This window comes from Paenibacillus sp. FSL P2-0089, assembly GCF_038595095.1.
GTDB classification, from domain to species: domain Bacteria; phylum Bacillota; class Bacilli; order Paenibacillales; family Paenibacillaceae; genus Paenibacillus_AQ; species Paenibacillus_AQ silagei.
Genome location: NZ_CP152006.1, coordinates 366,645 through 380,833, shown reverse-complemented (window position 1 = coordinate 380,833; position 14,189 = coordinate 366,645). Strand labels below are relative to the sequence as shown.

8 protein-coding genes and 1 riboswitch are annotated in these 14,189 nt (G+C 51.2%); of the genes, 3 read left to right on the top strand and 5 right to left on the bottom strand.

Features of this window, described 5'->3' with window-relative positions; genetic code table 11:
* Positions 1-44: 44 nt before the first annotated feature.
* The 3 genes from NST69_RS01570 to NST69_RS01560 form a co-directional block, all read right to left on the bottom strand.
* Positions 45-3,884, bottom strand: coding sequence for a glycosyltransferase family 39 protein (locus tag NST69_RS01570; RefSeq protein WP_342548285.1), 3,840 nt, complete (start codon positions 3,882-3,884; stop codon positions 45-47).
* Positions 3,881-5,881, bottom strand: a complete 2,001-nt coding sequence (locus tag NST69_RS01565; protein WP_342548284.1) for a hypothetical protein — start codon at positions 5,879-5,881, stop codon at positions 3,881-3,883. Before NST69_RS01565 ends, NST69_RS01570 begins: the two co-directional genes overlap by 4 nt.
* Before the next feature lie 158 nt (positions 5,882-6,039).
* Positions 6,040-7,440 (bottom strand): NCS2 family permease, encoded by a 1,401-nt coding sequence (locus tag NST69_RS01560; protein ID WP_342548283.1) that lies wholly within the window; start codon positions 7,438-7,440, stop codon positions 6,040-6,042.
* 126 nt (positions 7,441-7,566) lie between these two features.
* A riboswitch (purine riboswitch) is annotated at positions 7,567-7,666 on the bottom strand.
* A gap of 537 nt (positions 7,667-8,203) precedes the next feature.
* Between NST69_RS01560 and rsgA the strand changes: the two genes are divergently transcribed.
* Both rsgA and NST69_RS01550 read left to right on the top strand, forming a co-directional pair.
* On the top strand, positions 8,204-9,277 hold the full coding sequence (gene rsgA, locus NST69_RS01555; protein WP_342548282.1) for a ribosome small subunit-dependent GTPase A: 1,074 nt from the start codon (positions 8,204-8,206) through the stop codon (positions 9,275-9,277).
* Complete coding sequence (locus NST69_RS01550; RefSeq protein ID WP_342548281.1) at positions 9,274-10,287, top strand: aminoglycoside phosphotransferase family protein; 1,014 nt, start codon at positions 9,274-9,276, stop codon at positions 10,285-10,287. Before rsgA ends, NST69_RS01550 begins: the two co-directional genes overlap by 4 nt.
* A gap of 76 nt (positions 10,288-10,363) precedes the next feature.
* Here the strand turns inward: NST69_RS01550 and NST69_RS01545 are convergent, their stop codons facing one another.
* Positions 10,364-11,227 (bottom strand): LysR family transcriptional regulator, encoded by an 864-nt coding sequence (locus NST69_RS01545; RefSeq protein ID WP_036723817.1) that lies wholly within the window; start codon positions 11,225-11,227, stop codon positions 10,364-10,366.
* Positions 11,228-11,343: 116 nt separating this feature from the next.
* Between NST69_RS01545 and NST69_RS01540 the strand changes: the two genes are divergently transcribed.
* Positions 11,344-12,438, top strand: coding sequence for a Gfo/Idh/MocA family oxidoreductase (locus NST69_RS01540; protein ID WP_342548280.1), 1,095 nt, complete (start codon positions 11,344-11,346; stop codon positions 12,436-12,438).
* Between the two features lie 26 nt (positions 12,439-12,464).
* On the opposite strand, the gene guaA is transcribed toward NST69_RS01540, so the two are convergent.
* Positions 12,465-14,003: a glutamine-hydrolyzing GMP synthase gene (gene guaA, locus NST69_RS01535; RefSeq protein ID WP_036723816.1), complete on the bottom strand. Its 1,539-nt coding sequence runs from the start codon at positions 14,001-14,003 to the stop codon at positions 12,465-12,467.
* Positions 14,004-14,189 lie beyond the last annotated feature (186 nt).

Sequence of the window (14,189 nt, the reverse complement as noted above, 5' to 3'; positions counted from 1 at the left end):
CAACATCAGCTTTGAGCAACTATGCGGCTCTTACAGTTCCCCTCCTAGAATACCCAGGAAGGGAACCAGCGAAGTACATGAATGATATAACTGCTGTTCACCTGCATGCCGGACAATACCGGATAGAACATTACAAACAGAATGGCGGCGGCCGCAACATAGGCGTACCGCAGATAGTTGGCACCCTGGAACCTGCCGTCAAGCAGCTTCAGGATGTACACAATAGATAGAATCATAAACGGCACCATCGCAAAGTAATGGTACAGGAAGGTCTCACGCGGCACAAGCATCCACGGAACATATTGTGAGAAGAAGCCGATCCAGATCATATACAGGCTCTTGTCCCGGCGCTTCAGGGTGAACCATACAGCCGCCAGCATCGTGAAGATTCCTGTCCACCAGATCAGCGGATTGCCCATCGTTACTATGCTGCTCGCCTTGCCTGCAGGCAAGCCTTCGCCGCCGCTGAAGAACCACACCGGACGCTTCATGAACGGCCACTCCCACCAGGAGGAGGCGAACGGATGTGTAGCTACAAGCTGACTGTGATAGTTGTACATATTCTTCTGGGCATCAATCAGCCCCTTAACGGTGAAGCCCTCTGCCGACGCAGATAGTGAAGGAATGAAGGACAGGCTGTATATGATTCCCGGAATGATGACGAAGAATCCGATGCAGCTAGCCAGCGTGATGATCGTGTTCTTCCAGAAGGACTGATCTGCAGTCCGGCAGGCGGCTTTGAGCTCCTGACCGCTCAGCTTGCCTTCAGCCAGCAGGCGTCCGGCAGCCTTGTATTCTCTGTAGCGTTCAATGAGTACCAGCGCAAGCATAATAGCAAGTCCTGCGCCTCCGTAGATCACGATCCACTTCGAAGCAACCCCGATGCCGAAGAACAGGCCGGACCAGAACAGCGGAGCCAGTGTGGTCCGCAGCGGCACCCGGTAGAAATTCATCGTGAAATACCGCTGCATGAAATAGAACATCAACATAATGAAGAATACACCGTACACATCGATGGTCGATATCCGCGTCTGGGTGAAATGCATGAAGTCCAGAGCGAATAATCCCGCTGCCAGTGCAGCATAGGTGGTCTTACGGAACAACCGAATCGCCATGATATAGATCAGCGGCAGCATCGCAATCCCGAACAAGGTGCCGATGATCCGCCACCCGAACGGATTGACGCCGAACAGCTCCATCCCTACCCCGATCAGCAGCTTGCCAAGCGGCGGATGCGTGTTCTCATAAGGAACAATATTATGATAATGCTCATAAGCCGTACGGGCATGATAGATCTCATCAAAATACGTACTGTTCATGAAATTAGAGTTCTTGGGAATGACGGACTGCTCGTCAAACAGATTGGCCGGCGTTCCTCTTTTAGCTGCTGCTCCCGAATCGGGTGTCACGCTTGCTATCGTCAGAGGAACCTCCGGTGCCCCCTGCTCATAGAAGGCCATCTCATTGAGGGTGAAGCCTGGAGACGTAACCGAGAGCTTGACATATCTTGCAGATACGTTAAGCGGCTGGCTTTTCCAGATGAAGACATTGCCCACATCCTCGCTTACCTCAAGCGGGCTGCTCCAATTATCAGGGGTCTGGCTGAATTCCAGCTGAAACTTCCCTGTTCCGACACCGCCGAACACATTAACCCGCTCCAGTTGATGGGCCTGCCCCAGATCCACATAGAAGCTCTCGCCGCTGGCTGCTGGCTCCCACAGAGTCTCAGGTGCCTTGTTATCTCCCAGATGATAGAGGGCAAGCGCCCCGTATAGCACGGTGATACCGAGCATCCAGATCCAGTCTCTGCGCTTCAGCTTCAGCGGAGAACGGCGCTCAGCAGGGGCAAGCGGCTTGATGCCTTCTGCAAGCAGCAGATCTGCTGCGTACGCCTCCTTGGGGGTAACCGGCTCAGGCAAAAGCTTCGCAGTTCGGCGGATATATACATCGTATCCAATATAGAGCAGATATATCGCAAGAATGATAGTGGTAATAGCTGTAACCAGAACAATGCCGTCAGCCGGCGGATTTCCGCCGGTATTCAGATACGCCAGTGTATAACCAACATTGATGTACTGGGTCAGGGAGAACCCGAGGAACAGGGTCAGGAACCGCCGGTCCCGGCTCTCCATGAAGGCGAATAAGGACAGAATCAGTACCGGATACAAGTAACGCTCATGCATTTTGGTACCGAATACGAAGACAATCGTGATCAGCACCATAGCGATGAAGTAGGACTTGGAGAGATCCTTGCGGTCCTTGGTATTGAAGGAATAATAAGCAGCAAGTGCTACTGCCACCAGGATGAAAATAAAGCCCCATATACGATACGGTATGCCGAGCCAGGTCACATCCAGCGCCGACCACATCGGGTCAGTCAAGGCATACAGATTGAATGCATTCACTGTGGAATACGGATAGGAGGACAGTGTGCTTTTGTAGAGGTTAATCAAGCCTGCAAAACCGCCGTTGTTCCAGAAGAACGGGGCTGCGAGGACAAGGAAAATCCCCAGTCCGTACAGGGCGCCCAGCGCAAGCTGCTTCCAGGCCCGGTGATGGTAGAAGGCAAGCAGCAGCACAGGTGTGAAAATCAGCGCCTGCGGCTTGATTAATGTAGCGACGGCAAAGAAGATCGCTGCACGTACGAAGCGCTTATCGACAACCCCGATCATACTGAGCAGCAGAAAGATGAGGAAAAAGGAATCCGCCTGCCCCCAGGCTGCCGAATCCATCAGCACAGCCGGATTGAACAGGAACAGCATCATCAGCCCCATAGCCAGCCCGGAGCCGAGCCTGGTTCGCGCGCTCTTATAGATAATCCAGCCAAGCACCAGATCCGAGAGCATCGCAGGCAGCTTGAAGAGAACCGTCTCGGCACCTGACCCGCCCGCAAAGTTAAACAATCCGCGCAGCAGGCTAAGCAGGTATAGCACATATAAGTACCCCGGCGGGTAATCGGCGAAATAACCTTCCTCATAGAATTTGCCCGGTCCAAGGTCGGTCAGACGCTGGCCCCAGGCCATGAAGGTGTTCATATCATTCTTATAGCCCTGTGCCGTAAGGCCGATCCAGATCCGCAGGATGAATGCCGCTCCAAACAAAACGTACAGCCAGCGGGTGTAGATTACATCCTCCTGTCTCAGCAGACGCTCACTGCGGAAGGCTCTTGTGTACAGAAAAGCAAAGAACAGGCAGAATACTCCAGAAAGCAGCAGCAGCTTGGCCGGAGACACCTTATGCGGCACTTCCTCCGGCTTGCTTCCGCCGTCCGCATCTGCCGGGGGAGCCTGGGCGCCGCTGTCCAGTGAGATGATATTCGATCCCTCCGGTACTGTATCCAGCTTCTCTACGGACAGATCATCGAAATAGGCCTTACCCTGAATCAGATTGGCATAGCCGCCCAGCGCAGCGCCGATTCCGATCTCGGTCTGCTCCTTGCCGGTCTGGCCGATGAACTCCAGACGCTGCCATTCACCGCCGGTATCGCTGGTAGCGGGATAACCGCCCCCAATGCCTACCGGGAAAATATTGGCTCCGATTCCCCCGCCTGCGGTGCTGGCTATTTTGACGTATCCAGAGATTCTGTAATAGCTATCCGGCAAGACGGTAACGGTCTGCACCCACTTCAGGTGATTGGGCTCCAGATTCTCAATAACCGCCGCTTTGCTGCCGGAATGAACCTCTTCCGACTGAACGGATATGGAGCCCGCCGCATCTCCGGCAATCCACATGTCCTTGGTCCAGCCTGCCGGTGCCCCCTCTTCGCCTTCTTCAAAGCCCGGGTTCTGCAACAAATTCCCTTCGGCATAAATGCTTGTTACAGGAAGAATAAATAATAAGAGCATTAGTATAACGGTTGCCGCTGCACGTACCTTCTTGGTCATCGTTCTACCCTCACCTCGTCAATGTTAATCCAGCCATTACCGCCGGTTATGTATACTTCTGCCTGTATCCCCTGCTCCAGAGTGACCGCAGGAAGTGTGACCTGTTGATAGGCTTCCGCCGCAGGCAGCTCTGTCTCTGCAAGCAGCTTACCGGCTGCCCGGATGCCGATCTTCCCGCCGCTGCCGCCGCTACTGGACATGACGGTCAGTCTGTACTCACCGGCTGATGCAGTGAAAGCCTGCGAAACGATGTTCTCCGTTCCGGGATCAAGATATGCCAGCTTACTCCCGGCGAAGGGGTTGTTGACAGCAACTCCCGTTCCCGCAGAGAAGGACCAGCCCGCCGTCCCTTCTTCAAATCCGCCATTCACAAATTCAAATGCAGCAGTCTTGGGTGTATCTTGAGGCCCGCCATTCTGTTCACTGGTGAGCATTACGCTGTAGTTGGCAAAACGCTTCACTCTGGATCCGGCGCTTGCCGCAGGCGGCGCAGCAGTATTCGCATAGATATATGCGGCATTCGCAGGCACCCTGTTCAGATCATCAAACCTGTATCTTCCAAAGGAAGAGACGCGCTGAAAGGCCTCTCCCGGATTGGCATACTGAACGGACTTCAGGAAATCATGCGGGCTGATCTGTTCATAGAACAGCACATAAATATAAGGCATATTCACCTGGTTCGTAAGATAGACTTCACCGGAGCTGTGTTCCGAAGCATACTGCACAGCCTCCCCTAAGGATTCATAGAAGACTGGACCGATGCGTTCAGGGAACTCGCGGAAATACGTATTGGAGAATAAAATAAACATCATGGCGAACCCGGCCGCGGCCAGGATGGCTATCCCTTTGACTCTGCCTGCCAGCCAGACGAATCCGGTGCTTACCAGCATAATGAACGGATAAAAAATAATATTAATCCGGTTAATATTCACAGTTGTAATCAACGCCATTAGCACCGCCACCAGGAACCATAGCAGCACGGCTCCCCTACCAGCGCTCTCCCTCTCCCGCCGGCTTGCCCACCAGGAATGCAGGAGAACGATCAGGCCGAGCAGTGCAAAAGGCAGCGCCAGCGGGTACGCATACCCGTAAGGAGAGATGGAGTTCCAGGCCAAGCCGTCACTTCCGCTCCACATCAGCTTGCTGAACGCAGTGAGGTTATCCGCAGCCGCCTGCCACAGCCTGCCGCCGAATACGGATGAAATCTCCTCCACGCGCGGGGTCGTGAGCTTCGGAATTGTGAACAGCGGAGTCGCTATATCCTGCATAGCGTAACGGTTAATGATAATAAATAGTAATATAGGCAGCGCCAGTACCGCAAACCATACGAAATTCCAGACCAGGGCACGAGGTCTCAGGACCTTGCTATATAATAGAAGAATTGCCGTACCGAGCGCAAATAGCGGGACGAAGAAGTAGGCTGTTCCATAAGCATACAGCGAGAGGGCCAGCATGCCGGTAAAGGCGTACAGCCACCTTGGATTCGCAAAGGCGCGCAGCAGAAAGTATACGGATATCAAAATCATTGTAGGAAACAGATTCGATTCCAGCGCCCACCTGGACATCATAATATGCCACGGATTGATGGCGATAAAGAACATGGCAACGGTCCCGGCTCCAGGCGAGACCGACAGTCTTTTCATAATGAGATAGAAAAACAGCATGCCCAGTAGTCCCATGATCAGGCTAAGCGCCCTTACAGACAACGGCGTTAGACCGAACAACAGAATGAACGGCATGGACAAGTAGGCATATAGCGCATTCTGTCCGCTCCCCCAGGCGATCAGGTGAATTGGCAGATGAACACCATTCCGGTCCATCCCGTAGTGCAGAATGGCGTAGGCATCATAGCCGATAGAGGCTTCGTCCTGGTTCAGTCCCGGTGGAATAGAAGTTATGTATAGAATACGGACTATTGCCCCAAGCAGGAACAGCAGCACCGGCCAGGGCTGGCTACGGAAGAACTTGTACACTCGATTGAATACACCGGACACCATTTATCACCTCTTCAACAATATAATCTAAATATTGGTTGATGAAAAGGGTAAAACCCAGCTTGTCCCGCGCGGCTCCCCCCCTTAAAAGAATAAAAAGAAAACGGCCCCTTCATATAATGAAGAGACCGCAGAATGTAAGTCAGAATCCATGGAGCTGATTAGCCTTGGCTGCCGATCAGAACATAACGCAGGATGATCAGAATCGCCAGCACCCACATCATCCAGTGGATATCATATTTCTTCTTGCCGGCGATATTCGCTACACAAGCCAGAATCACGTAAGTAACAATCCCGAACGAGATCCCGTTAGCAATGTTATACGTAAACGGCATGATCACGAAGGTCAGGAAGGCCGGAATCGCCAGCACCATGTCCTGGAAGTCAATATCACGGATCGATTGAGCCATGAGTACACCGACAATAATCAGCGCTGCCGCTGTGGCCGGACCAGGGATCAGAGCGACTACCGGAGCCAGGAACAAGGCAAGCAGGAAGCAGATCCCCGTAGTTACTGCAGTCAGACCCGTACGTCCGCCTTCAGCTACACCGGCTGCACTTTCTACATAAGCGGTAGTGGTGGAAGTCCCCAGCATCGCACCGCCCGCAACAGCTACCGCATCTACGAACATGGCATTGCCGACACGCTTTTTGCCCTCTTCAGGGTTCTTCATAATTCCGGCACGTTCAGCAGTACCTACCAGCGTACCGAAGGTATCAAACAGTTCTACGAAGGTAAAAGTGGCAATCGCCGATACGATACCGGTGTGCATAATGCCTTCCCAGTCGAATTCCCAGAAGTTCAGCTGGGTGAAGTCAGGAATCCATGGTGTCTGCGGATTGCTCAATGAACTGAAATCCACAGCCCCCATTAGGATTGCAGCCACGGTAGTCCCGAGAATTCCGAACAGGATGGCGCCACGAACGCGCAGTACCATTAAGATGGAGATCAGCAGCAGGCCGATAATCACGAGCTGAACATTGGTGTTCTCCAGGCTGCCCATATGAATAACCGTTTCAAAGGAGAGTACATCTGTAAATGTATTGGCGGAGATGTCTTTACCGGCTTCAACGCCGATGGTCATCAGTCCGCTGTTCTTCAGGCCGATAATGGTGATAAACATCCCGATCCCGACAGTGATCGCATGCTTCAGGCTGTCAGGAATGGCAGTGAGCAGGATTTGCCGGACCCGGGTAACGGTCAGGAGGATGAAGATAATCCCGGAGATAAATACGGCGGTAAGACCCATCTGCCAGGTGAACTCATGTTCAGTGGTGGCGGAGGATAAGACGACGGAAGCGAAATATGCGTTAAGGCCCATACCAGGTGCCAGAGCGACCGGGAAGTTAATGAATACCCCCATGGCAATGGTGAAAATACCGGCTGCCAGCGCAGTCGCAAGGAATACGGAATACCAGCCCATATCAATGCGGCCGAAGGCAGTCAGAGTGCTTGGATTAACCGACAGAATATAAGCCATTGCCATAAACGTGGTTATACCGGCCATGATCTCTGTACGTACTGTGGTGCCGTTCTCTTTCAATTTGAAAAAGCGGTTCAAATCGTTCTCCCCCTAAGGTTGTATGTTGTGCCAATACAGCAACACAAAAGCCGGCATCTGGGAAGACACCGGCCCGAAAAAGAGATGGCTGCCGGGAATTCCGGACAATCGCCGGAAATCCCAGAACAAGCTGCTCTTCTTAATCGTAGCCAGGTCATTACGGTGACCTCGTAGAGACTTCCGGGCCGATCCCCGGAATTATACGAATATATTTGCTGTAGCGCTTTATCATTTTAGGGGGAGATGACAGCTCTTGTCAATGGTAAATACGAACATTGGCCGTCAGGTTTACACAAATGTTCGTAAATTGAACATTTCTATGACAAATACTGCTTGGTTCAGGGAGAATCCGCCAAACATTGCAGCATAAATGCGGATAGTTCCGCACTAAATTAACTATAATCAAACTCTACATGGATTTGCATACCAAATCTATGTTAATCTGAATGTGCTTAGCGATAAGCATTAAATTTCTAATCAAGTTCCTTATCCGAAAGGGGATGTTTCGATTGGCTACTACTTATATGGTGGTTTCCGTTTAAAACTGCATAGCAGGCATACATCTTAAAAATCAGGCAAACGCCTGGATTATTTGGTATGCCATCCCAAGTAACCTTTCGTGAATATTGCTGTTTGCGGGATACGATGAAGGTCGTATCTTCTTTGCATCTTGATGCCGTAGAACAGCAGCTTCTTATTGAGGCTGCTGTTCCGCGGCATTTTTGCGTCCACCAAACAACAGATAAGGAGCTAACCCAAAACCATGATGGATCTAAAAACCTATGGATACACAGAAATAGAGGAAATCCCATCCGGATTATTGCCTGGCAGAATTACAGAGCTCCGGCGGGAGCGCTTCACGGTAATCACAGAGCGGGGCGAGCTGACCGCTGTACTCAAAGGCACGTTCTATCACAGTGCGGAATCGCGCGGGGACTTCCCGTGCGTCGGCGACTTCGTCCTGCTGCGTCCGAACGAAAGCGGGGAATCGCTCATTACAGCGCTTCTCCCCCGCCGCTCCAAGTTCTCGCGTGCGAATTATTCCGGCCATGCCGCAGAATATACCAGAACCGTTCTGGAACAGGTCGTAGCCGCCAATTTCGACTATGTATTTATTTTGTCTTCCCTGAACAAGGATTTCAATGTCACCCGCATGATGCGTTATTTGACCCAGGCCAGGCAGAGCGGCGGCCAGCCGGTCATCATTCTGACGAAGGCGGATCTCACAGAAGACTACAGCCTCCCGCTGGCAGAATTCCGGCAGAGCATGCCGGATGTTCCCATGCACGCAGTGTGCAGTCATAACGGTCTCGGGCTGAATGAGCTCGATGTCTACCTTGAGCCAGGTTCAACTGTCGTCTTCCTTGGCATGTCCGGAGTCGGCAAATCATCGCTGCTTAACGCCCTGATGGAACGGGATGTTATGAAGGTCAGTGCCGTCCGGGAGGAAGACAGCCGGGGACGGCATACGACGACCCACCGTCAGTTGTTCATGCTCCCCTCGGGAGCAATGGTAATCGATACCCCCGGAATGCGTGAACTTGGATTATTCGACGCTGACGAAGGCATCTCTGCAGGCTTCAGCGATGTGGAGGAACGGTTCGCAGGGTGCCGGTTCCATGACTGCCGCCATGAAGCCGAGCCGGGCTGTGCGGTACTCGCCGCCCTTGCGGACGGTTCCTTGCTGCGTGAACGCTGGGAGCGTTACAACTCACAGCAGCAGGAGAACCGGTTCGTCCAGGACAGAACACACTATCTCAGGGACAAGGATGCCCGCAATCAGTCAGCTGCAATGCAGCGCAAGCAAATGAAGAGAAACGGAGGACGATACAAATGAAGATAAACCAAGATGCTTTATATATTGCTCTATCTCAGCTTTTTAATACAACGATTACCTCTGCGGATTACGAAACGCTACAGTTACACGGCGGAACTGTGGGAGATGTGCAATTGGTCACCGGAACCGCTGCAAGTGCTGCCGGGGAGAGCCTGCCGTTCCGCATCGTGCTGAAAATTCAAAAGAAATGGGAACGTTACAATGACCCGGATTCATGGCGGCGGGAATATGATCTCTACGCTTCTGAGTTGGGAGCGACCTTCAATGATACCTTCCGCTGGCCGGTGTGTTATCACGCGAAGATGAATGATGAAGAGAATGAGTACCAGCTATGGCTGGAATATATCAACGGCATATCCGGCCTAGACCTAACGGGTGATATGTACGAACAGGCGGCAATGGAGCTGGGACGGTATCAAGGCAAATTATACGCAGAGCCTGAGGTGCTGCAAAGTCTGACCAACCTGAGCCATGCAGACCTCATGAAGAATACGTATCTGCACTACCGGTCTTGGCCGGTTGTCTACAACTATATCCGTTCAGAGGAATGCGAATTCCCGCAGCATGTGCGGCAAATGCTCATCGACATCGATGAGCATTCGGACGATATTTTTGCCCGGATTGAAAGCCTGCCTCTGGTGTTATGCCACCGGGACTTCTGGGTAACCAACATCATCTATACTGGCGGAACCATCGCGCTGATCGACTGGGATACCAGCGGCTGGGGCTACCTCGGTGAGGACATCGCCAGCCTGATTGCAGATGAGGTGGATCTTGATCATATGATTGAATACTATCAGCGGTGTGTCCCTGCTTATTACCGGGGCTTCACGGAATATGCGGGAGAGATTGCCCCGCTTGCCGGCCACTGCGTCTACGAATTCATTCTGCTCGTCTTCGGATACCGGCTGGTGGAGGGATATCTTCATGCGGAGGATGATGATAAGAAGACAGAGTGTCTGGATACACTGGAGAAGGTGTATGAGTTGAAGAGCTTGACCCTACAATAAGCTAAGATCCAGGGCATAGGATACACGACATGGTGTAGACCTATGCCCTTTTTCTATGATACAGGGGCAGCGAAAGCTACTGCTGGAGGAGCGACTTGCTTTTCTCAATAAACCACTTCTCTGCACTGGATAGTGTATGTTCAGGATGATAAATCAAGGTTCTGCGGAGTGCAGAATATCCATCCGGCAAAGCTTGATAGTTCAGATAATGGTATTTGAGCGCCAGACTTTCAGGAATGATTCCTATACCGAATCCGTTGCTGCAAATCTCCAACAGTGTTTCGACAATATTCACCTCTGAAATGGATGCGTTATGCACATCGAAATCAGCCATCAGTGACATAAGCGCTTGATACGAGGAGCACTGTTTACTGAACACATAAATAGGCTCTTCACTTAATAATCTGTAGAGAGACTTACCCTTCGTATTCCCCGTAAACACCAATCGGTCTCTTGTCAGCATTTCCGCCAGCATGGATTTACTCTGGTTATAAATTGCATTCTCAAGCTCGGTAATATAAGCAATATTCAATTCTCCCTTGAGGATCTTGGATATTAATTCATCTGTGCTTCCGCTCATTAAGGACAACCTTTTGTTCGGGAATGCCTGATGAAATTCTTTAGCAATATTATTGAGGTGCAGCGGAAAGGAAGACTGCATAATTCCAATCAAAATATGCTCTTCCTTATGGGCGAGGAGCTCTTCTGTTTCTTCCCATAGCAGGATTATTTTTTTGAATTGTGCATATAGCCTTTCCCCATCCGGAGTTAGCTCTACCCCGTAAGAATGCCGGTAGAACAGCTTAGCCTCAAAGTGCTTCTCGATATTCTTAATCTTATTCGTAATATTCGATTGCAGATGATTGAGTTCGTTCGCCGCAGCAGTCATACTTCGCAATTCTGCAACTTTCATAAAAGCTCTCATGTTCTCGATATGCATAGCCTTCTCCTTCGGGTATCAAAAAAAGTAATATCCCCATGCGATTCATGCATTTCAAATGATACTTGAGCCAGATTATACTTAGGTTCACCATAGAAGACAAGGAGCGAAATACAATGAACCATTCAAAAAAAATTAAAGTCGGCATTGTGGGCGGGTCCGTTAATCCTGAAAACTGGGCGATCAAATCACATATTCCTGTGCTGAAGAACAATGAGCAATATGATTTAATGGCAGTCAGCACTTCAAATCCGGCCTCAGCGAAGCAGGCTAAAGAAGTCCTTGATATCAAGTATGCCTATGATCATTATCAGGAGCTTGTCCAGAACCCGGAGATTGATCTCGTAGTTGTGAGTGTCAAGGCTCCATTGCACTATGAAATACTTAAAGAAGCGATTAAGCATCACAAGCATGTATATTCAGAATGGCCGTTAACCAACCATATCCGTCAGTCACAAGAACTCACGATGTTAGCGCAAAATGCCAAGGTTCATAATATCATTGGTCTACAGGCCAGACAGTCCAGCGTGTTGAAGCAGGCTAAAAGCATAATTAATCAGGGGAGATTAGGAAAAATTCTATCTGCGCATATGCAAGTCACCACGCAGGGAAAAGGAAACACAGCAACAAACCGGACAGAATATCAGTTCAATCCGGAAAGCGGGGCAACGCTGCTGGACATCAACGGCGGCCATTCGTTGGACCTTATGACCACACTATTAGGGGAATTCACTCCACTTGCGGCCGTTGCTCAAAGCAGCTTCGGGCAGATTCGCAATATCGAGACTCACCAGAATATTAGGCAAGGCGCACCCAGTAGCTGGGAAGTGATCGGGCTAATAAACAACAGCATCAGCAGCAACGTTTCAATACACGGGGGCGCTCTGCCCGAATTTACGCTATTGATTCGCGGAGAAGCCGGTTCCCTGCGGTTAACACAGGATGCCTCCATGGGTCATCCTCAATTTGGAAACTTAGTGCTGGAAGAATGCCTCCACCCAGATCTTCAGCTCATCAAGTCAAGCAGCGGCTATTCCTTTGAAATCATTGGCAGGGACACCGGGGCAGCCTCTCTGCAAAGCTATTTCGAGTCCATATACCATACTCTGGCGGGAGATATTCACAATGGCTTGGATTCACTTCCTGATTTTGAAGCCGGATACAACATACAATTGTTGATTAACAAAATAAAAGAGCTGAGTGTCCGGTAGCTACCGGATGCTCAGCTCTTATTATTTTATTCCCACTCAATCGTGGCAGGCGGCTTAGAAGTAATATCGTACACGATGCGGTTCACGTTATCTACTTCGTTGACGATGCGGACCGAAATTTTCTCCAGCACATCCCATGGGATACGTGCCCAGTCAGCGGTCATGCCGTCGATGGAGGTTACCGCACGAATGCCTACGGTGTAGGAATAGGTGCGCTCGTCACCCATTACGCCAACACTCTTCATGTTAGGGAGTGCAGTGAAATACTGCCAGATCTCGCGGTCGAGACCCGCCTTGGCAATCTCTTCACGCAAGATATAGTCGGAATCGCGAACGATCTGCAGCTTCTCTTCTGTCACTTCACCCAGCACACGAATCGCCAGACCCGGACCCGGGAAAGGCTGACGCCACACGATCGCATGCGGCATGCCCAGCTCTTCGCCCAGCTTACGGACTTCATCCTTGAAGAGGGTGTTCAGCGGCTCAATCAGACTGAATTTCATATCTTCCGGCAGCCCACCCACATTGTGGTGCGACTTGATCGTCTGCGCCGTTGCTGTTCCGCTCTCTACGATATCGGTATACAGTGTACCTTGAGCCAGGAACGCGAAGTCACCCAGCTTGGCCGATTCTTCGTCGAAGCAATAGATGAACTCGTTGCCGATGATTTTACGTTTCTGTTCGGGATCGGAGACACCGGCCAGCTTGCCGAGGAAGCGGTCACGGGCGTCGATTTTGACCACATGGATATCGAACTTGCCGACAAAAGTCTCCATGACGCTCTCCGCTTCACCTTTGCGCAGAAGGCCGTGGTCGATGAACATACAGGTCAGCTGATCGCCGATCGCACGGTGAATCAGCATCGCCACAACAGAGGAATCCACGCCGCCGCTGAGTGCGCAGAGCACTTTCCGGTCGCCTACCTTGTCACGGATATCCTTAACGGCATCCTCGATGAACGACTCCATCGTCCATTTGCCCTCGCAGCCGCAGACCTCGTACAGGAAGTTCGAGATCATCTCATTCCCCTTCACGGAGTGGCGTACCTCAGGATGGAACTGAACGGCGAAGAATTTGCGTTCATCATTACTCATGGCTGCAATCGGCGCGCTCTCTGTACCGGCATCCAGCTTAAAGCCCTCCGGAAGCTCCACTACATGATCCCCGTGGCTCATCCATACAGTCTGTTTGCTCTCAAGGCCCGCTGCCAGCACGGAGCTGGGTGCGAATTCCACATCGGCTTTGCCGTACTCGCGCTTGGCGGAGCGCTCCACCTTGCCTCCCTGCTGCTGTGCCATCAGTTGCATCCCATAGCAGATTCCGAAGATCGGCAGCCCGAGCTCGTAAATCGCCGGGTCTACATGTGGTGCATTCTCCGCATAGACACTGCTTGGCCCGCCTGAGAATACAATACCTTTGGGTGATAAGGCCTTAATCTTCTCCATCGGTGTATTGTACGGCAGAAGCTCGCTGTATACCCCCAGGTCACGAATTCTGCGCGCGATAAGCTGGTTATACTGTCCCCCGAAATCCAGAACAACGATTATTTCATTTGGCTTGTTCATTACTTGCCTCCCTTGATTATTGGATTCATTATACTCATGGTTAATTCTCAGCGTCAAGGAAATGGGGTCCCTCTGTTTCAAGGTTTTGGGCTGGCTGGCTGCCGATTCACCACTGCCGGGAGCCGGTATCTATGTTATGGAAATACAGGCAAAAATTATAGCCCTGGCTGGCGGTATACAGCGTTA